The 19,070-nt window shown below is 63.4% G+C and carries 17 protein-coding genes; 9 read left to right on the forward strand and 8 right to left on the reverse strand.

Going from position 1 to position 19,070, the window contains the following annotated elements; all coding sequences use genetic code 11:
• Nucleotides 1–522: 522 nt before the first annotated feature.
• From A3736_RS09565 to A3736_RS09575, 3 genes are read right to left on the reverse strand one after another with little or no spacing between them, the layout of a single operon-like run.
• The gene (locus tag A3736_RS09565) at nucleotides 523–1,962 is read right to left on the reverse strand and encodes an efflux transporter outer membrane subunit (protein ID WP_067682269.1); all 1,440 of its coding nucleotides are present in this window, start codon (nucleotides 1,960–1,962) and stop codon (nucleotides 523–525) included.
• Nucleotides 1,959–5,231: an efflux RND transporter permease subunit gene (locus tag A3736_RS09570; protein ID WP_067682272.1), complete on the reverse strand. Its 3,273-nt coding sequence runs from the start codon at nucleotides 5,229–5,231 to the stop codon at nucleotides 1,959–1,961. Before A3736_RS09570 ends, A3736_RS09565 begins: the two co-directional genes overlap by 4 nt.
• A gap of 3 nt (nucleotides 5,232–5,234) precedes the next feature.
• Entirely contained in the window at nucleotides 5,235–6,413 is a 1,179-nt protein-coding gene (locus A3736_RS09575; RefSeq protein ID WP_067682275.1) for an efflux RND transporter periplasmic adaptor subunit, read from the reverse strand.
• Between the two features lie 137 nt (nucleotides 6,414–6,550).
• On the opposite strand from A3736_RS09575, the gene A3736_RS09580 reads away from it, so the two are divergent.
• From A3736_RS09580 to ribH, 3 genes are all read left to right on the forward strand, one after another.
• Nucleotides 6,551–7,171, forward strand: coding sequence for a TetR/AcrR family transcriptional regulator (locus A3736_RS09580; RefSeq protein WP_067682278.1), 621 nt, complete (start codon nucleotides 6,551–6,553; stop codon nucleotides 7,169–7,171).
• A gap of 107 nt (nucleotides 7,172–7,278) precedes the next feature.
• Complete coding sequence (gene ribB, locus A3736_RS09585) at nucleotides 7,279–8,523, forward strand: 3,4-dihydroxy-2-butanone-4-phosphate synthase (RefSeq protein WP_067682281.1); 1,245 nt, start codon at nucleotides 7,279–7,281, stop codon at nucleotides 8,521–8,523.
• A 4-nt stretch (nucleotides 8,524–8,527) separates the two neighbouring features.
• Nucleotides 8,528–8,950, forward strand: a complete 423-nt coding sequence (gene ribH, locus A3736_RS09590) for a 6,7-dimethyl-8-ribityllumazine synthase (protein WP_067682284.1) — start codon at nucleotides 8,528–8,530, stop codon at nucleotides 8,948–8,950.
• Between the two features lie 30 nt (nucleotides 8,951–8,980).
• Here the strand turns inward: ribH and eno are convergent, their stop codons facing one another.
• The gene (eno, locus tag A3736_RS09595) at nucleotides 8,981–10,270 is read right to left on the reverse strand and encodes a phosphopyruvate hydratase (RefSeq protein WP_067682287.1); all 1,290 of its coding nucleotides are present in this window, start codon (nucleotides 10,268–10,270) and stop codon (nucleotides 8,981–8,983) included.
• Between the two features lie 156 nt (nucleotides 10,271–10,426).
• On the opposite strand from eno, the gene A3736_RS09600 reads away from it, so the two are divergent.
• From A3736_RS09600 to A3736_RS09625, 6 genes are all read left to right on the forward strand, one after another.
• Entirely contained in the window at nucleotides 10,427–11,062 is a 636-nt protein-coding gene (locus A3736_RS09600; protein ID WP_067682290.1) for a hypothetical protein, read from the forward strand.
• Nucleotides 11,063–11,075: 13 nt separating this feature from the next.
• The gene (locus A3736_RS09605) at nucleotides 11,076–11,549 is read left to right on the forward strand and encodes a phage holin family protein (protein ID WP_082851420.1); all 474 of its coding nucleotides are present in this window, start codon (nucleotides 11,076–11,078) and stop codon (nucleotides 11,547–11,549) included.
• Nucleotides 11,549–11,896, forward strand: coding sequence for a hypothetical protein (locus A3736_RS09610; protein ID WP_067682295.1), 348 nt, complete (start codon nucleotides 11,549–11,551; stop codon nucleotides 11,894–11,896). The genes A3736_RS09605 and A3736_RS09610 overlap by 1 nt, the downstream gene beginning before the upstream one ends.
• A 39-nt stretch (nucleotides 11,897–11,935) precedes the next feature.
• The gene (locus tag A3736_RS09615; protein WP_067682298.1) at nucleotides 11,936–12,466 is read left to right on the forward strand and encodes a hypothetical protein; all 531 of its coding nucleotides are present in this window, start codon (nucleotides 11,936–11,938) and stop codon (nucleotides 12,464–12,466) included.
• A 128-nt stretch (nucleotides 12,467–12,594) separates the two neighbouring features.
• Complete coding sequence (locus A3736_RS09620; RefSeq protein WP_067682301.1) at nucleotides 12,595–12,825, forward strand: DUF4170 domain-containing protein; 231 nt, start codon at nucleotides 12,595–12,597, stop codon at nucleotides 12,823–12,825.
• A gap of 82 nt (nucleotides 12,826–12,907) precedes the next feature.
• The gene (locus A3736_RS09625) at nucleotides 12,908–13,345 is read left to right on the forward strand and encodes a GNAT family N-acetyltransferase (protein ID WP_255362980.1); all 438 of its coding nucleotides are present in this window, start codon (nucleotides 12,908–12,910) and stop codon (nucleotides 13,343–13,345) included.
• Here A3736_RS09625 and greA read toward each other — a convergent pair.
• The 4 genes from greA to carA form a co-directional block, all read right to left on the reverse strand.
• Nucleotides 13,338–13,805 carry a transcription elongation factor GreA gene (greA, locus tag A3736_RS09630; RefSeq protein WP_067682304.1) on the reverse strand — a complete coding sequence of 156 codons (468 nt, stop codon included), beginning with the start codon at nucleotides 13,803–13,805 and terminating at the stop codon, nucleotides 13,338–13,340. The genes A3736_RS09625 and greA overlap by 8 nt on opposite strands.
• A gap of 112 nt (nucleotides 13,806–13,917) precedes the next feature.
• On the reverse strand, nucleotides 13,918–17,256 hold the full coding sequence (gene carB / locus A3736_RS09635; RefSeq protein ID WP_067682307.1) for a carbamoyl-phosphate synthase large subunit: 3,339 nt from the start codon (nucleotides 17,254–17,256) through the stop codon (nucleotides 13,918–13,920).
• Nucleotides 17,257–17,802, reverse strand: a complete 546-nt coding sequence (locus tag A3736_RS09640) for a hypothetical protein (RefSeq protein WP_156502064.1) — start codon at nucleotides 17,800–17,802, stop codon at nucleotides 17,257–17,259. It lies immediately after the preceding gene.
• A gap of 77 nt (nucleotides 17,803–17,879) precedes the next feature.
• A complete protein-coding gene (gene carA, locus A3736_RS09645) occupies nucleotides 17,880–19,058 on the reverse strand; it encodes a glutamine-hydrolyzing carbamoyl-phosphate synthase small subunit (RefSeq protein ID WP_067682313.1) in 1,179 nt (392 codons plus the stop codon).
• Nucleotides 19,059–19,070: the final 12 nt, after the last annotated feature.

The raw sequence follows: 19,070 nt of genomic DNA on the forward strand, positions 1-19,070 counted from the left end.
ATGCTGACATCCACCGCATCAGCCGCACTTAAGCAGGCGAATCCGTGAGTAGATCGGGACGAAAGCTGGTCCTAAGTAACGATCTTGTGACTTGCGCTTCCTGTTAGTAACGTACTCCATCCATCACTGCCGAGTCACAGTTTCATATGAGGCGTGCGTGAGATTTTTCCTGACGCGGGCAGTGCTGATCGATATCACGTTGTGGCGAAGCCGCTGGAAAATCATGCGCCTTGCCCCTTCCCCGCTCTGATGCCCAGAAATTCGGCGCTCTTCCGTGTGGGTATCAAGAGGGTCCCGGACGCCTGAACTTGCCTCCTTGGACCTGAAGCAATACGCCTCGGAATCAGCGGGCCGAAGATACGCTTTCGTGTTCCCCAAGACGCGAAATGACGGGGAATAGAGATATATATCCAGAGCTTATGGCCAGCTCTTAATCAGCGGGTCCTAGGTTCGAGCCCTAGTGCGTCCACCACCTTCTCTCATCACATCATTCGAGCGGTCTTTTCGAACTCAGATCGTTCGCTATGGCTGCGGGAAACCGCCGCCGAGCGCCACGAACAGGGTCGCGCGGTTTTGCAGCCAGGCGCGTTGCGTGGTGAGCAATTGCTGCTGCGCGCTGAAAAGATTGCGCTCGGCATCGAGGACTTCGAGGTAGCTTCCCACGCCTTCGCGGTAACGTAGCCGGGCGATGCGGGCGATCCGCTCTTGCGCAGTCACGGCCCGGCGCAGCGTATCGAGTTGCTCGGCGAGATACTCCCGTCCGGCCAGTGCGTCCGATACCTCGCGAAAAGCGGTTTGCACGGTGCGATCGTAATTCGCGACCTGTTCCACCTCCAGCGCCTGTGCGAGGTCCAGACTGGCCTCGCGCCCGCCCCAGTCGAAGATCGGGAGCGAGATGCTGGGGCCGAAGCTCCAGCCCAGGCTATCGCCCGAAAACAGTCCGTCCAGGCTGCCGGACGACAGGCCGGCATTACCGGTCAGCGAGATGGTGGGAAAGAACGCCGCACGCGCAGCGCCGATATTCGCGCGGGCGGAACGCAACTGCTCTTCGGCTGCAACGATATCGGGGCGCACCAGCAACAGGTCGGACGGCAATCCTGCGGCGAGGCGGCGGTCATCGCCCTGCGCAGCCAGCGCTAGACCTTCGGGAAGGGCTTCAGGAACGGTCCCGCCTACAAGCACGGCAAGCTGGTTGCGCAAGCGAGCCAGTACCAGCTTCTCGCTCGCCACCTGCTGTTCGGCCTGGGTCAACAGCGTCTCGGCCTGGCGGTAGGGTAGCGCGGAGGTCACGCCGTTGTCGAGGCGAAGCCGGGCGATCCTGAGCCCCTCTCGCCGACTTTCGGCGGTCGCCTGGGCCAGCGCGATCTGCTCTTCGGTCTCGACGATCTCGAAATAGGTCGTCGCCGTGTCCGCGATCAGGGAGAGATAGAACGCGCGCTGAGCGGCGACGGTGGCGAGATATTCGGCCCGCGCGGCTTGCGACAGGCTGGCGACCCGGCCCCAGAAATCGAGTTCGAAACTGCTGACGCCGACGCCAACTTCGAAACGATTGAAAGTGACCGAGGCCGGAGCGCCTTCCACATCGCCGGTGTCGAGGGCGGGATTGACGCCGAGCGGCTGTCGCGTGCGGGTCGCCCCACCGCTCGCAACAACGCTGGGCAATTCGCGGCTGTCCTGAATGCGATAGCGCGCCCGCGCCTGCTCGATCCGCGCCGTGGCGGCGAGGAGGTCGCGATTGTTCTCCAGCGCGCTGGCGATCAGCGCGGTCAGGCGCGGATCGGGGAACCAGTCCCGATAGGAAAGCTGCGATGCCACGACCTCGCCATCGGGGCGATAGTCCGGATCGAAGGCAGGCGCGGTCGCGGCGGGCGGGCGGACATGCTCGGGCGCCATGCTGGCGCATCCGGCGAGCCCTGTTGATGCCAGCGCGAGCGCCGCGATGGTCTTGATGGAGCGGATCATCGCGCGGTGTCTCCTTCAGGAGCGGAACGTTCGGCATCACCCTTTTCGTCAGCGGAGGGGTGTATGTCTCCCTCTTCGATATGGCCGGCTGCCGAGGGCTGCTTGCGGCTGATATTCCGGCGCACCAGCAGATAAAGCATTGGGATCAGGAAGATGCCGAGCACGGTCGCCGCGATCATGCCCCCTGCCACGCCCGTGCCGACGGCGATCCGGCTGGCAGCGCCTGCCCCGCTGGCGAGGACGAGCGGGACCATGCCCATGGTGAAAGCGAGCGAGGTCATGATGATCGGGCGCAGACGCAGGCGCGCGGCGGCCTTCACAGCGTCGATACGCCTGAGGCCCCGATCCTCTTCCTCGATCGCGAATTCGACGATCAGGATGGCATTCTTGGCGGCGAGGCCGATGATGGTGATCAGCCCGACATTGAAATAGACGTCCGCAGACAGGCCGCGCAGCATCGAGAAAACGACCGCGCCCAGCACGCCCATCGGCACGATCAGCAGCACGGCCAGCGGCACGGCCCAGCTTTCGTACAGCGCAGCGAGCACCAGGAACACGACCACAACAGACAAAGCGAGCAGGAGCCCGATCTGGCCGCCTGCCTGCTTCTCCTCATAGGAGATGCCGGTCCATTCAAAGCCGATGCCCGGCGGCAATTGGCTGGCGAGCTGTTCCATCTCGGCCAGTGCTGCTCCCGAGGATTCGCCCGGAGCGGCCATCCCGGACAGAGTCATGGCGGGATAGCCATTATAGCGCGCCAGACTGGCGGGCGCGGCGGACCATTCGGCGCTGGCAAAGGCACTGAACGGCACCAGCTCTCCCTGCGCGTTGGGAATGCGCAGCGCCAGCACATCGTCGGGCGTCATGCGATAGGGCGCATCCGCCTGCACGAGCACCTGCAACACGCGCCCTTCGCGGTTGAAGTCGTTGGCATAGGCGGACCCGAAAGCGATCGAGAGTGCGGCGTTGACGTCCGTCAGGGACAGGCCCAGCGCCCGTGCCTGCACCCGGTCGATATCGATCGACACTTCCGGGCTCGGCCCCTGATCCTCGGGCCTGAGATTGGCGATCAGCGGGCTCTGCGATGCCATGCCAAGCAATTGGTCGCGGGCCGCCGTCAGAGCTTCGCGCCCGACCCCGCCGCGATCCTGCAGTTTCAGGGTAAAGCCGCTCGCCTGCCCCAGCGACTGGATCGCGGGGGGTTGGATAACGAAGGCGATCGCGCCTTCAATCTGGCTGAACACTGCCATGCCCTGCCCCAGGATCTCGCCGGCGGCACTGCCTTCGGCGGTCCGCTCGTCCCAGGGCTTGAAGGATGCGAACATCAGAGCGTTGTTCTGGCCCTGTCCGAAGAAGCTGAAGCCGCGCACAACGACGAGGTTTTCGACCTCATCGCGTGCCAGCCACCAGTCCTCGATCGGCTCCAACGCCTCGTCGGTCCGCTCCTGCGTGGCACCGGGAGGCGCCTGGACGGCAGTGATCAGATAGCCCTGATCCTCGGTCGGCAGGAAGGCGGAAGGGAGCCGAGCGAACAACAGGACGGTGACGAGGCCGAGCGCCAGGAACACTGCGAAGGCCCGCCACGGGCGCGACAGGATACGGTCGTTGGCGCGGCCGTATTTCTCCTGCATCCGCGCGAACCAGCGATTGAAGCGCCCGAAGAAGCGAGCGACAGCGCCGCGAGCGCGCGCCAATTTCCCGCGCCAGCCCGGTTGAGCCTCGGCCGCTTCGTCTGTCACGGGATCGTCGGTGTGGTCATGGCCCTGCTCGATCGGCTTCAGGAAGGTCGCGCACAAAGCAGGCGTCAGCGACAGAGCGAGGAAGGCGGAAAAGAAGATCGAGATCGCCAGCGTGACCGAGAACTGGCGATAGATTCCGCCCGTCGATCCGGGGAAGAAGGCCATCGGCACGAACACCGCGATCAAGACCAGCGTAATGCCGATGATCGCGCCGCTGATCTGGCCCATCGCCTTTCGCGTGGCTGCGAGCGGGGGCAGCCCTTCTTCGCGCATGATCCGCTCTACATTCTCGATCACCACGATCGCATCGTCGACCAGAATGCCGATCGCCAGCACCATGCCGAACAGCGAGAGGACATTGATCGAAAAACCGAACAGCCAGAGGCCAAGACAGGCACCCGCTAGCGCGATCGGAACGACGAGCGTGGGGATCAGAGTGGCGCGCCAGTTCTGGAGGAACAGGAACATGACGAGGAAGACGAGCACCATCGCTTCGACCAGCGTCTTGACCACTTCTTCGACCGAAGCCTGGACGAAGGGCGTCGTGTCGTAAGGGATCGACCAGGCGACATCCCCCGGCAGGCCGGACGACAATTCCGCCATCCGCGCCTTTACGCCTTCCGCCGTGGCCAGAGCGTTGGCCCCGGTGGCGAGCTGGACCGCCATGCCCGCCATGGGCTTGCCATTGAGCGTGGTCGAGGTTGCGTAGGTCTGTGCGCCGATCTCGACCCGCGCCACTTCGCCCAATCGCACAACCGCCGCGCCGGTGCTGGCGCGCAGGATGATGTTCTCGAACTCCTCGACGCTGGTGAAGCGCCCGTCCGTCGTGATGGTGGCGGTTATCTGCTGTCCGTCCGCGATCGGCTGTGCCCCGATCGAACCGCCTGCGGTCTGCGCGTTCTGTTCGCGGATTGCGGCAAGCACCGCGCCGGGCGAAAGATTGTAGGACGCCAGCGCATCGGGATCGAGCCAGATGCGCATGGCATATTGCGATCCGAACAGCGTGACATCGCCCACCCCGGCAACGCGGCGCAATTCATCCACGACCTGGGTGGCGGCGATATTGCCGAGATCGGTGGTGTCGAGCGCGCCGCTCTGCGACGTCAGGGCCACGATCATCAGGAAGCCGGCATTGGCCTGGCGCACGGTGATGCCCTGCCTGCGGACTTCTTCGGGCAGTCGCGCTTCGACCGTGCTGAGGCGGTTCTGAACCTCGGTCTGCGCGATGTCGATATCGGTCCCTGCCTCGAAGGTCAGCGTGATGGTCGCCGTACCGTTGGAAGCGCTGGACGAGGCCATGTAGAGGAAGCCCTCGACCCCGTTGAGCTGCTGCTCGATCACCTGAGTGACGTTCTGCTCAAGCGTCTCGGCGTCGGCGCCGGGATAGACGACGTTGATCGCCAGGGAAGGCGGAGCGACTTCGGGATATTGTTCGATGGGAAGCGCGCGCAGAGCGATAATTCCTGCGAGCAGGATGCCGAGCGAAACCACCCAGGCGAAGATCGGCCTGTCGATGAAGAAGCGGGCCATGATTTACTCCACTCCGCCGGTGCTCGCAGACCGGGGCGGTTGCGCGGTCCGTTTCGCCGGAGAGCGCCCGGTCGGCCCGTCCACTACCTTTACCGGAGCGCCCGGGCGGAGCTTCTGGAGATTGCTGACGATCACCCGATCGCCTGCGCGGATGCCGCTTTCGACGATCCAGCGCCCCTCGACCATCGCACCCAGTTCCACCGGCCGGACGGCAGCCTTGCCCTCGCGATCGACCACGAACACGGTTCCGCCCGTTTCCGTCAGGGAGACGGCCCTTTGCGGCACGGTCAGACCGTTCTGCACCTGACCTGCGAAAATCCGGGCGCGGACGAATTCGCCCGGAAGCAGCAAATTCTGCGGATTGGGAAATTCGGCGCGCAATTCGACCGTGCCGGTTTCCTGATCGACGGAATAGGCGAGGAAATCGATAAAGCCCGAAACCGGATATTCGGTGCCGTCGCTGAAGGTCAGCCGCACTTCGACCCGATCGTTTTCGTCCAGATCGATTTCCCCTGCGGCAATGGCGCGGCGGATGCGGATCACCTCGCTCGCGGCCTGGGCGAAGCTGACATAGACGGGCGAAATCTGCTCGATCCGCGTCATCAGTGTGCCTTCCGCCTGGCTGACCAGTGCGCCTTCGGTGACTTGTGCGCGGCCCACCCGGCCGCCGATCGGCGCGCGCACGGTGGTGTATCCCAGCTGCAGCGAGGATGCTTCCAACTGGGCACGGATCTGCGCGACATTGGCCTGCGCTTCGCGCGAAGCGGCAAGCGCCGCGTCATATTCCTGACCGCTAATCGCATTTTCTTCCACCAGCGGGCGATAGCGTTCGACCACCGCGCGGGCATTGGCGGCGGTGGCCTGTGCGCGCTGCAGGGCGGCCTGCGTCTGGGCATAGCTGGCGCGCAATTCGCGCGGATCGATGCGGAACAGCGGCTGTCCGGCGCGAACGTCCGTCCCCTCTTCGTACAACCGCTGCTGGACGATCCCGGTGACACGCGCGCGCACTTCGGCGACGCGTACAGGCTCGACCCTGCCGGGCAATTCGATGACATTGGGCACCGCCTGGCTCGCCACAGTCACGATGCGGACGGGCACTGGCTGCGGTTCGGGCGGCGCTTCGTTTCCGGAGCACGCGCCAAGCAGGAGACAGGCGACCAGGCCGGCGAGAATGGGCTTCATACGGACACTCTTTCGAACGAATCGGGAAACAGGTTCGGACCCTGTTCATTGTGCAGGTGCGAAGGTGTAATAGGCATTACACCCTTGCCCCGCAACCCGCTTTGCTAGAGGCCCAATCGTATTATGAGCGTATCCGCATGATGAGCGTATCCGAATGCTGCCGCCTCGATCGCCGCCGCCGCGCGATCATCGAAGCGGCGCGAACCCTCTTCGTCGAGCGGGGGTACGAGAACGCCACGCTCGGCGACATCGTGGAGCGTGCCGGCGGCTCGCTGGCGACGGTCTATAAACTCTTCGGCAACAAGGACGGCCTGCTCGAAGCGGCGGTCTTCGAACACGCCTCCTCCGGCGATGAAATCGTGCGCGAGGCAATGGAAGCGGGAGGCGACCGCGCAGCCATCCTTCATCGCATCGCCGGCGCCTTCGACGCGCATTTCCTCGATGCCGAAACGGTCGCCCTGGTGCGTATCGTGATCGCACGCAGCATGAGCGACCGCGAATTCGCCCGCCGCTTCTTCGAGCGGACTGCCACGCGCACGCGCGCGGCGCTGGAGCATGTCTTTCGCACTTGGGAGCATGAAGGCGTGGCGATGAACGGCACACCCGAACTGCTTGCCGAGCTCTTCATGGGCCAGTTCGTCAGCGACGTTCATTCCGAAGCGATCAGCCACGGCCTCGGAATTTCGCGAAGCCCGGAACGTTTGAAGGCTCGAACGGATTTCTTCATTGCGGGTGCGGGACTGGGCGAGTCCCCCTGAGCCCATACGAATCCATAAGGTTTATCCACCCCGACTGAAGGCTCTCCTGCACATCCCTCTGTGAGGCTGCGCTTTACAATCACATTCCCGTGTGATTAGGGCGCGGCATGAGCGACATCATTTCCCAAGTCCGGCGCCTCGTAAACGATGGCGGCATGAGCAAGGCCGGTCTGGCGCGGGCCGCAGGTCTGCACGCGAACACACTTCGCGACTGCACCGAGGAGGATTGGAACCCAACCTCCGAAACCCTGCGCAAGCTCGCCGCCTTCCTTTCCGACAATGACGAGACGCCCGTTCTCGTCGGCGCGGAGGAGATCATCGAGGAAGCGCGCAATGGCCGGATGTATATCCTCGTCGATGATGAGGACCGCGAGAACGAGGGCGATCTGATCATCCCCGCCCAGATGGCCACGCCGGTTGCGATCAATTTCATGGCGACGCATGGCCGCGGGCTGATCTGTCTCGCGCTCGATCGCAAGCGCGTCGACGCGCTCGGCCTCGAACCGATGAGCCGCGACAACCGCGAGAGCATGCAGACCGCCTTCACCACTTCGATCGAAGCGAAGGAGGGTGTCACCACCGGCATCAGCGCGGCCGATCGGGCGCGCACCGTCTCGGTCGCCATCGATGCGGGCAAGGGCCCTGCGGACATCGTCAAGCCGGGTCATGTCTTCCCCCTGACAGCGCGCGACGGCGGCGTGCTGGTGCGCGCCGGGCATACCGAAGCGGCCGTCGACATCTCGCGCCTTGCCGGCCTCAATCCTTCAGGCGTGATCTGCGAGATCATGAACGAAGACGGGACCATGGCCCGGCTCGACGATCTTATGGCCTTCGCGCGCAAGCACGAACTCAAGATCGGGACGATCCGCGACCTGATCGAATACCGGATGCGCAAGGATCATCTGGTCGAGCGGACGGGCGAACGCAGCTTCACGTCCGATTACGGCGGCCAGTGGCGGCTCCTGACCTATCGCAACACGGTGGACGGGACCGAAAGCTACGTGCTGCAGAAAGGCCATGTGATCGAAGGCGAGCCCACGCTGGCGCGCGTGCATCCGATCTCGCTGTTCGACGATCTGCTCGGCCAGCCCGGCCCGCGCAAGCGCACTTTGCAGCGCGCGATGGAAGCCGTGGGCGAACATGGCTCGGGCATCATCGTGATCATCACCCAGCCCCCTCCCCCGGTCGCCGGTGGCGAAAGCGAGGAATATCGCAATGTTGGAATCGGTTCGCAGATCCTAGCCGATCTCGACGTCAACGAGATGATCCTGCTGACCAATTCGACCCCCAACCTCGTCGCGATCGAAGGCTATGGCCTCAATATCGTCGGCCACCACAAAATTCCGGAGTAAGCCCATGGCCCGTTTCCTCATCGTCGAAGCGCGCTTCTACGACCATCTCAACGATCAGCTGATCGCCGGTGCGCGCTCGGCGCTCGAGGCGGACGGACACGAAGTCGAGGTTCTGACCGTCCCCGGTGCCCTCGAAATCCCCGGCGCCATCTCTTTGGCGACCGAGAGCGGTCGGTATGACGGCTACGTCGCAATCGGCGTCGTGATCCGGGGCGAAACCTACCATTTCGAGATCGTCGCGGGCGAAAGCGCGCGCGGGATCATGGCGCTGACGATGGATGGGATCGCCATCGGCAACGGCATTCTGACAGTCGAAAACGAAGAGCAGGCGCTCGTCCGTGCCGATCCAGCGCAGAAGGACAAGGGCGGCGAGGCGGCAAAGGCCGCGCTCGCCCTCCTCGCTCTGTCGGAACGTTTCGCCGCCTAGCGCCGGAAGGCGTGGCGGCTAAGCGCTGGTTCAGTCGCGCAGCCGTCCGAAACAGTCCGCACCGGCATAGACCGCGCTGTCGCCGAGCTCTTCCTCGATGCGGATGAGCTGATTGTATTTCGCGAGCCGGTCGGAACGCGCGAGCGAGCCGGTCTTGATCTGCCCGCAATTGGTCGCGACTGCGAGATCGGCGATGGTCGCGTCCTCAGTCTCGCCCGAACGGTGGCTCATCACGGCGGTGTAGCCCGCGCGGTGGGCGATATCGACGGCTTGCATCGTCTCGCTCAGCGTGCCGATCTGGTTGACCTTTACCAGCAGCGAATTGGCGAGTCCCTGGCCGATCCCGTCGCGCAGACGGGTTGGATTGGTCACGAACAGATCGTCGCCGACCAGCTGGATGGTGTTGCCGATCCGATCGGTTAGCGCCTTCCAACCGGCGAAATCGTCTTCCGCCATCCCGTCCTCGATCGAGCGGATCGGGTAATCGCGGCACAATTTGTCGAGATATTCGGCCATGCCTTCGCCATCGAGCGAAAGCCCTTCGCCCGAAATCTCGTATTTGCCGTCACGATAGAACTCGGTCGAGGCGCAATCGAGCGCAAGCACCACATCCTCACCCGGCGTAAATCCGGCCTGGCCGATCGAATCCATGATGAAATCGAGCGCGGCGCGCGTGCTGGCCAGATCGGGAGCGAACCCGCCTTCGTCGCCCACGGCCGTCGCCAGCCCCTTCTGCGAGAGGCCCTTCTTCAACGTGTGGAAGATTTCCGCGCCCCAGCGCACCGCTTCGGCAAGGCTGCCCGCGCCCACCGGCATGACCATGAATTCCTGGATGTCGATCGGATTGTCGGCATGTTCGCCGCCATTGATGATGTTCATCATCGGTACCGGCAGGACATGGGCGGAGACGCCGCCGATATAGGAATAGAGCGGCAGGCCGCGTGCATTCGCCGCCGCCTTGGCGACTGCCATGCTGACACCCAGAATGCCGTTTGCGCCGATGCGGCCCTTATTGTCGGTGCCGTCCAGATCGATCATCGCCTGATCGATATCGCGCTGGTCCTCGGCATCGAAGGCGTCGATCAGCAGATCGCGCAATTCGGTGTTCACCGCCTCGATCGATTTGAGGACGCCCTTGCCGAGATAGCGATCCTTGTCGCCATCGCGCAGTTCGACCGCCTCGTGCGCGCCGGTCGATGCGCCCGAGGGCACGGCGGCGCGCCCGAAGCTGCCATCTTCGAGCAGAACGTCGACCTCCACTGTTGGATTGCCGCGACTGTCGAGAATTTCGCGGGCGTGCAGATCGATGATCGCGGTCATGGCTTGGCGGCTCCGTGTAGGGGAATGGTTCGAACGCGGTTCCTCTATGCGTCGGAACATTGCCGCGCAAGTTGCGTTGCAACAACATAGACCGGGCATGAACGTGCTTCGGATTCGCTTCGAATTAGAGACCGCAGAAAAGGCAAGGACGAACCGATGGCCGACCCGAAAGAAACCAAGACTTCCGCGAAAAAGACCAAAACCGCCCCCAAGCCGCGAAAGACCGTGGCCAAGAAGGGCGCAGCCAAGGAGACCGTTCCCGTGACCAACACCGCCACCACTACCACCGACACTGCCGCTACCGCTCCGCAGACCAATCCGCATCGCGAAGAAGCCAAATCGCGCTTCAGCAATGCGGTGCAGGAAGCCAAGGCCGGCGCAGCCGCGCTTCGCGCCGAGGCGGGCGAGCGCGCCAAGGGGTACAAGGCTCAGGCCGAAGGCAAGAAGTCGAACCTCAAGAGCGATGCCCACGCCTATGGCGAGGAAGCGAAGGTCAAGGGTCACGAACTGGCCACGCAGGGCAAGTCGAAGCTATCCGAAGGGATCGCCACGCTCGGCCAGATGGTGAACGACAATGCGCATTACGTCGATGAAAAGGTCGGCGCGAAATACGGCGATTACGCCCGCAGCGCGTCGCGTTCGCTGAACGATACCGCAGCCAAGCTCGACGCGAAGACCGTCGACGAACTGGCGGACGAAGGCCGCGCGATGGTCCGTCGCAGCCCGGCGACCGCAGTCGGCATCGCCGCCGTCGCCGGCTTCATGCTCTCGCGCCTGTTCAGCCGTCGCTGATCGCCGGTTCGGAGTGAGCACTCTAGAAGAGCCCATAGAGCGCGACGAATTGGAAGGGGAGCGGGCAACGTCCGCTCCCGCTTCCACGCACAGCGCTCGCGAAGCCGCCGAGGTGTTCGAAGAGGCTGCCGAGCAGGACGATGCCGAAGCCGAAATCAGGCACTCGCTGACCGACGATATTTTCGCGCTGTTCGACGACGGCAAGACGTATGTCGAAGCCGAAATCGCCTTTCAGAAAAGCCGCTCATCCTTCGTCGCCAACCGCGCAAAGCTCGCAGTGGCATACGGCGCGGCGGCATTCGGCGTTCTACACCTCGCGCTCATCGCGCTGACCGTCGGAACGGTGATCGCCCTCGCGCCTCTCGTCGGACCGTGGATCGCCACGGCGATCGTCGGTGGTGCGCTGATCGCACTCGGATTGATCTGCGTTCGCATGCTCAAGGGCAAGATCGACGACATCCGAGACGCTTTCAAAGGGGATAAGTGATGGGTCCGCGTCGTGCCAAGATGATGGAAGACAAACGATTGCGCGATGCGGCGCGCGCGCTTGTCGATGCCGATATCGAAAATCTGAAATCCGATCTCGCCACGCGCGGACCCGGCGCGCGCATCGCGGACCGGATCGCGGAGGGCGCGAGCGACGTGTATGACGAGGCGCTCGACGTCGCGAGCGATCACAAGGGTGCGCTGGCCGCGATTGCGGCTGCCGCGATCCTCTGGTTCGCTCGCAACCCGGTTCTCAAGGCGTTGTTCGGCGAGGATTGGGTCGAGGACGACGAAACGGACGAGGAATATGACGACGAGTGGCTCCATTCGGAACAATTCGGCCGCTGATACCGTTGGTTAATCAGACACCCAATTCCGGAGCATGATATGAATAACGTCGCCACTCTCAACACCGACACCAAGCCGCAAACGGATGAAGAGCGCCGCGAGGCCCTTCGCCAGCGCATCGAGGCGAGCGAGCAGCGCAATGCCGAACGCAGCTTTGCCGATCAGGCGAAGGACGTGCTCGACAGTGCGACGGACTTTGCGAAGAAGCACCCGCTCGCAGTCGTCGGCGGAGCGATCGGTGTCGGCCTGCTGATCGGCGCGATGACCCGTCCGGGTCGGCGTCTTGGTCGCCGTACTGGCACGATGGCCGCGATGGCGGGTGATACCGTTCTCGGTTACGCTATGGGTCTGATGGACCGCGCCGAAACGGCGGGCGCTGCGGCGTTGCGGTCTAGCTCGGACGCAATCGAAGATCTCGGCGACAGCGTCGGTTCGACTGCGCGCCGTCTGCGCCGCGATGCCGCCTATCGCGCCGATGCGACGAGCGATGCGCTGGCCAGTTCGCGCCGCCGTGCCGGTCGCAAGGCGAGCCGTCGGTTCCGCAGTCTGAAGTCGCGCCTGTCGCATTGATCTGACGAATATCCGATCCTCAAGGGTCGCCCAATAGCGGCGCGCCGGGTTTGCCTGGCGCGCCGCTTGCGGTATGGGGCACGCGAATTCTTCAATCCCGAACTCCCTCCAGACCAAGGCCCCTCCCCATGGAAGAAACCACTGCCAATCAGACGCTCTATCTTGTCATGGGCGGCCGCGTGAAAGATCCGCGCAGCACCGAATTTCAGGATCCGGAAAGCATCCACGTCACCGGCGTCTATTCCGATTACGAAAGTGCTGAAGAAGCCTGGCGCGCCAACGCCCAGCGCACCGTGGACGATGCCGAAATGAAGTACGTCATCGTGCACCTGCACAAATTGCTCGAACCGAGTGCCTGAAGCCGGACGGCATTCGATGTAATTCTTTCGCGAGGACGATGCCGAACAGCTTCTGACTATCGCGCGGACTGCGATCCTCTCGATCGGTCCGCGCGCTTATTCGTGCGATCAGATCGCAGTCTGGGCCGCCCGGCACGACAACGCCCAGCGTTACTGCTTACGTCCCTCTCAGGGCGACATCATCCTCGTAGCCGTGGACGCGGGATCGCGCCCTTGCGGATATGCGCTGTTGCAGCAAGATGGCCATCTCGACCACCTCTACATCGCCCCGGATCACACCCGATCGGGCCTCGGAGATCGTTTGCTTGCCGATGCGGAACGCCATGCGCGCCAGATCGGAAGCCAGCGGCTCTTCACAGAAGCGAGCGATCTGGCCCGCCCGGCTTTCGAGCGGGCGGGCTACAGCGTGACCCACCGACGCGATTTCGCGATCGACGGCGTCGCCATTCACAACTGGGCTATGGAGAAGGCGGTGACATCGACCGGCCACGCGCCCTCTGCCCATCAACCGGTCAAATGAATTCGATCTTCTCGACGAGGTAGAACTTGTCCCCGCTCGGCACGGTGACTTCGATCTCGTCTTCGACCTGCTTGCCGATCAACGCGCGGGCGATCGGCGAATTGTAGCTGATCCGGCCCTTGCTGGCATCCGCTTCGGTCTGGCCGACGATCTGGTACTTGATCGGCTTGTCGTCCTCGTCGAGCAGAGTGACGGTGGCACCGAACACCACCTTGTCACCCGACAGCGTCTTGGGATCGATGATCTGCGCGCGCGTCACCTTGTCCTCGATCTCGGCAATCTGCGCTTCGATCTGGCCCTGGCGTTCCTTGGCGGCGTGATATTCGGCGTTTTCCGAAAGGTCGCCATGGGCACGCGCTTCCTCTATCGCGTCCACCACCAGCGGACGCTCCGCCCGCAAAGCCTTGAGGTCGGCCGTCAGCTTTTCATAGCCTTCGGCGAGCATCGGTACCTTTTCCATGGACTCGGGTCCCACCTTCCTGTGGCCCCCGCACAGGCAATTCGAGGAGCCTTCCGCACGGTTGCGGAATGTCACTGCATCGAATGTGTGGGGGGCAATCGCTGAATAGTCGTCAGCTATAATAGTCCTGCAACGAGCGTACTTCAAGCTCACCGGTCGAAACTTCCGCGATCGCCCGCGCCGTGGCCAAGGCCGCGCTCGCCGTGGTGTAATACGGCACCTTGCGTTCGAGGGCGCCTGCCCGGATCGATTGCGAATCCAGCAGCGATTGCCAGCCTTCGGTGGTGTTGAAGATCAGATCGACCTCCCCGTCCACGATCGCGTCGACGATATGGGGGCGCCCTTCGGCCACCTTGTTGACCGGCTCCACCGCCAGGCCCTGTTCGGCCAGATAACGCTGCGTGCCGCCCGTGGCGATGACGCGGAAGCCCTGATCGAGCAAAGTCTTCACGGCGGGCAGGATCACCTGCTTGTCGCTATCCTTGACCGAAACGAACAGCGTGCCCGAACGCGGCAGATGCATACCCGCCCCGATCTGCGACTTGAGGAAGGCGGCAGGGAACGTGGAGTCTATTCCCATTACTTCGCCCGTGCTCTTCATTTCCGGCGAAAGGATCGGATCGGCGCCGGGGAAGCGCGCGAAGGGGAACACCGCCTCCTTAACAGCCATGTGCTTGGGCCGGATGTCGAAGGGTTCGAAATTGGACAGCGGTTCGCCCGCCATCACCCGTGCCGCAATCTTGGCAACCGGACGTCCGATCGCCTTGGCGACGAAGGGCACGGTGCGGCTGGCACGCGGATTGACCTCGATCAGATAGACCTCGTCGTCCTTGATCGCGAACTGGACGTTCATCAGGCCGCGCACCTGCAGCGCGTGGGCCAGGGCTTCGGCCTGGCGTTCCATCTCGGCGACGATTTCGTCCGAGAGGCTGTAGGGCGGGATCGTGCAGGCGGAATCGCCCGAATGGACACCCGCTTCCTCGATATGCTGCATGACGCCCGCAATGCGGACCTCGTTGCCGTCGCAGATCACGTCGACATCGCATTCGATCGCATCGCGCAGATACTGGTCGACCAGCACCGGGCTGTCGCCCGACACGTTTACCGCAGTGGCGATATAATCGTCGAGCTGCGCTTCGCTGTCCACGACCTCCATCGCGCGCCCGCCCAGCACATAACTGGGGCGCAGCAGCACGGGATAGCCGATGCGGGCTGCCCAGGCGGCGGCCTCGTCCCGATCGCGCGCGATGCCGTTCTGCGGCTGCTTCAGATCGAGCTTGTTGACGAGGCGCGCGAAGCGTTCGCGATCTTCGGCAAGGTCGATCGCATCGGGGCTGGTGCCCAGGATCGGCACCCCTTCCCGCTCCAGCGCGGCGGCCAGTTTCAGCGGCGTCTGCCCGCCGAACTGGACGATCACGCCCACGACTTCGCCGCGCGACATTTCGACGCGCAGGATTTCCAGCACGTCTTCTTCGGTCAGCGGCTCGAAATAGAGCCGGTCGGAGGTGTCGTAATCGGTGCTGACCGTCTCGGGATTGCAATTGACCATGATGGTCTCGAACCCGGCCCCGCCCTGCGCTTCGTCGCCGAGCGCGAAACAGGCATGGACGCAGCAATAGTCGAACTCGATGCCCTGCCCGATCCGGTTGGGCCCGCCGCCCAGGATCACGATCTTGCGGCGATCGCTGGGATCGGCCTCGTCCTCCGGCTCTCCGAAGCTGGGCGCTTCGTAGGTCGAATACATGTACGGCGTGGTCGCTTCGAATTCTGCAGCGCAGCTGTCGATGCGCTTGAAGACCGGGAAGACGCCAAGTTTCTGGCGTAGCTTGCGCACCTCTTCCTCGCTGGTCGCGCCTGCCATGGCGCGCAAGGCATCGTGCAACAGGCCCGAACGGCGCGCCTGCGTTTCCGCGAGGCCTCCGGCGACACCCACGGAGCGCACGGCGAGCGTGGCGAGCCGCTTGTCCGAAAAGCCCATCGCTTTCAGGCGGCGCATTTCGGCGGCATCGCGCGGCAGGCCGTTATGCGCGATCATGTTCTCTTCGTAGATGATCGCTTCGATCTGGCGCAGGAACCATGGATCGAACCCGGTGAGCGCCTGTATCTCGCCCATTTCGAAGCCTTCGCGGAAGGCCTGCGCGATCCTGAGAATGCGGTCCGGCGTGCGCTGGCTGATCGCGGCGGTGATGACTTCGCGGCTCTTGCCTTCCAGTTCGGGCACGCGGTTGAACCCGTCGAGCCCGGTTTCGAGGCCGCGTAGCGCCTTCTGCATCGATTCCGCGAAACAGCGGCCGATCGCCATGACCTCGCCCACCGACTTCATCGCGGTGGACAATTCCTGCTTGGCGCCCTTGAACTTCTCGAAGGCGAAGCGCGGGATCTTGGTGACGACGTAATCGATCGTCGGCTCGAAACTGGCGGGCGTCGCCCCGGTAATTTCGTTGGTCAGCTCGTCCAGCGTGTATCCGACGGCGAGCTTCGCGGCGACGCGTGCGATCGGGAAACCGGTGGCCTTGGATGCCAGCGCGGAAGAGCGCGAGACGCGCGGGTTCATTTCGATCACGATCAGGCGACCGGACTTCGGATCGACTGCGAACTGTACGTTCGAACCGCCTGTTTCCACGCCAACTTCACGCAGCACAGCGATGCTGGCGCTGCGCATGATCTGGTATTCCTTGTCGGTCAGCGTCAGCGCCGGGGCAACGGTGATTGAATCCCCGGTGTGCACGCCCATCGGATCGACATTCTCGATCGCGCAGATGATGATGCAATTGTCCGCCCGGTCGCGGACCACTTCCATCTCGTATTCCTTCCAGCCGAGGAGCGATTCCTCGATCAGGACTTCGGTTGTGGGCGAGGCGTCGAGGCCTTCGCGCACGATCCGCTCGAACTCGGTCTTGTTGTAAGCGATGCCGCCGCCCGTGCCGCCAAGCGTGAAGCTGGGCCGGATGATGGATGGCAGGCCGGTGCGTTCGAGCACATCGAAAGCCTCCTGCACCGTGTTTGCAACGCCGCTGCGCGCGCTCTCCAAGCCGATCGCATCCATCGCCTCGCGGAAGCGCTGGCGGTTTTCCGCCTTGTCGATGGCATCGGCATCCGCGCCGATCATCTGGACGCCGTATTTTTCCAGCGTGCCATCGTTGAACAAGGCCAGCGCGCAATTCAGCGCCGTCTGCCCGCCCATCGTGGGCAGCACCGCATCGGGCCGCTCCTTCTCGATGATCTTGGCGACGATTTCGGGCGTGATCGGCTCGATATAGGTCGCGTCGGCCATTTCCGGGTCGGTCATGATCGTGGCGGGGTTGGAGTTGACGAGGACCACGCGGTAGCCCTCCTCCTTCAAAGCCTTGATCGCCTGCGTGCCGGAATAGTCGAACTCGCAGGCCTGGCCGATGATGATCGGACCAGCGCCGATGACGAGGATCGAGGAGATGTCAGTGCGTTTGGGCATTTAGAAAACTATTCCGAAAAAGGCAGCAATAAGTGCGAGTAATGCGAGAGCCGCCTGTCCGACAGCGGCTCCAGCAGCGTGGTCGGCGATCCACCGCAAACTGCTTTTCGCCATTTGCCAAACATGACTTGGCCTAATGAAATCACGTCGGAGTGCTTCATTTAAGGACTCGACCTCCTGAACGGCCACTTCAACCGCTCTGGGAGAAAGATCTCCTGTATCGTTCGCGTTGATCAGACCAGTCCTAAGAGCATCAGAAGCTTCCGCGATTTGCCGAAATTCAGAACTATTATGATCGAAACCGACGATCCGATCAGACGCTGGCGCTTTGAGGGTTGTGTCGTCCGAATCCACCCTGCCTTCCCCCCGCTCAAGCAACTCCTCCGCGTACTTATAACCCTCGTCTGTCAGAGAATATCGCGTCGGTTGAGTTGAGACAAAAGGATTGTCGATGTGTATCCAACTGTTAACGCTCAGGGCTTTCAAGGCAAGTTCAATCCGGGCATCCGTAACATCGACCGACAGAAGGGAGCTGACCTGGTGCAACTCGAGTCTCTCACTCCCAGATTGATAATACTCATGAAATGCATAGAGTATCAGTGCTTCTAGTTCTGCTTGCCTAATCACCCCAACATCCCCACGAACTTTTCGAACAGGTAGAAGCTGTCCTGCGGCCCCGGGCTCGCCTCGGGGTGGTACTGGACGCCGAACGCCTTCTTGCCCCGGATCGAAATCCCGCAATTGGTGCCGTCGAACAGGGAGACATGGGTCTCCTCGACCCCCTCGGGCAGGCTTTCGCCATCGACCGCGAAGCCGTGGTTCATGCTGGTGATCTCGACCAGACCCTCGCTCTCGCCCCAGTCCGAGCCGACGCGCTGGACCGGGTGGTTGGCGCCGCGATGGCCCTGGAACATCTTGGCGGTCTTCGCACCTGCCGCCAGGCCGAGCATCTGGTGGCCGAGGCAGATGCCGAACAGCGGCACGTCGCGCTCCAGCAACCCCTTGATCACCGGCACGGCATACTCGCCCGTCGCCGCCGGATCGCCGGGGCCGTTCGACAGGAACACGCCATCGGGCTCCAACCGCATGATCTCGTCCAGCGAGGTGCGCGCAGGCACCACCGTCACCTTCGCGCCGGCCTGTGCGAGATTGCGGAAAATATTGTCCTTCGCCCCGTAATCGATCGCGACGACATGCGGCTTCTCGTTTCCGTGCTCGGCATAGCCATGGCCCAATTGCCAGGGCCCGCCGCGCCAATCCTCCAGCACGCCGCGCGTCACGCCGGGGACGAGGTCCAGGCCTTCGAGCCCGCTCCATTCCGCGGCCTGCTGCCGCAAGGCGTCGAGATCGAATTCGCCGCGCGGGCTGTGCGCGATCACGGCGTTGGGCGCGCCGTTCAAGCGGATACGGCGCGTCAGCGCGCGCGTGTCCACGCCCGACAGGCCGATCTTCCCATGCGCGCGACACCAGTCGACGAATTCGTCGCGGGCGCGGAAATTGGAATGCGCGGTGATTTCCTGCCGCACGATGCAGCCCAACGCGCCGAGGCCGCGGCTCTCGTGGTCTTCCTCGTTCGCGCCGACATTGCCGATATGCGGGAAAGTGAAGGTGACGATCTGGCTGTCATAGCTCGGATCGGTCAGCACTTCCTGATAGCCGGTCATCGCGGTGTTGAAGCAGACCTCGCCCACCGCCGATCCCGTGGCGCCGAAGCCCTTGCCCCAGACAGCGGTCCCATCCGCCAGCACGAGGACGCCGGTCGCGCCTGATGGTTGCGCGTGCGAAGATGCGGACAGGGCCATGGGCGCTCCGTT

This window comes from Erythrobacter sp. HI0063 (assembly GCF_001635685.1).
Lineage (GTDB): Bacteria > Pseudomonadota > Alphaproteobacteria > Sphingomonadales > Sphingomonadaceae > Qipengyuania.

Excerpts from the sequence above, each read along its gene's own strand:
- A3736_RS09565 (WP_067682269.1), bottom strand. The coding sequence starts at position 1,962 with ATGATCCGCTCCATCAAGACCATCGCGGCGCTCGCGCTGGCATCAACA.
- A3736_RS09570 (WP_067682272.1), bottom strand. The coding sequence starts at position 5,231 with ATGGCCCGCTTCTTCATCGACAGGCCGATCTTCGCCTGGGTGGTTTCG.
- A3736_RS09575 (WP_067682275.1), bottom strand. The coding sequence starts at position 6,413 with ATGAAGCCCATTCTCGCCGGCCTGGTCGCCTGTCTCCTGCTTGGCGCG.
- A3736_RS09580 (WP_067682278.1), top strand. The coding sequence starts at position 6,551 with ATGATGAGCGTATCCGAATGCTGCCGCCTCGATCGCCGCCGCCGCGCG.
- ribB (WP_067682281.1), top strand. The coding sequence starts at position 7,279 with ATGAGCGACATCATTTCCCAAGTCCGGCGCCTCGTAAACGATGGCGGC.
- ribH (WP_067682284.1), top strand. The coding sequence starts at position 8,528 with ATGGCCCGTTTCCTCATCGTCGAAGCGCGCTTCTACGACCATCTCAAC.
- eno (WP_067682287.1), bottom strand. The coding sequence starts at position 10,270 with ATGACCGCGATCATCGATCTGCACGCCCGCGAAATTCTCGACAGTCGC.
- A3736_RS09600 (WP_067682290.1), top strand. The coding sequence starts at position 10,427 with ATGGCCGACCCGAAAGAAACCAAGACTTCCGCGAAAAAGACCAAAACC.
- A3736_RS09610 (WP_067682295.1), top strand. The coding sequence starts at position 11,549 with ATGGGTCCGCGTCGTGCCAAGATGATGGAAGACAAACGATTGCGCGAT.
- A3736_RS09615 (WP_067682298.1), top strand. The coding sequence starts at position 11,936 with ATGAATAACGTCGCCACTCTCAACACCGACACCAAGCCGCAAACGGAT.
- A3736_RS09620 (WP_067682301.1), top strand. The coding sequence starts at position 12,595 with ATGGAAGAAACCACTGCCAATCAGACGCTCTATCTTGTCATGGGCGGC.
- greA (WP_067682304.1), bottom strand. The coding sequence starts at position 13,805 with ATGGAAAAGGTACCGATGCTCGCCGAAGGCTATGAAAAGCTGACGGCC.
- carB (WP_067682307.1), bottom strand. The coding sequence starts at position 17,256 with ATGCCCAAACGCACTGACATCTCCTCGATCCTCGTCATCGGCGCTGGT.
- carA (WP_067682313.1), bottom strand. The coding sequence starts at position 19,058 with ATGGCCCTGTCCGCATCTTCGCACGCGCAACCATCAGGCGCGACCGGC.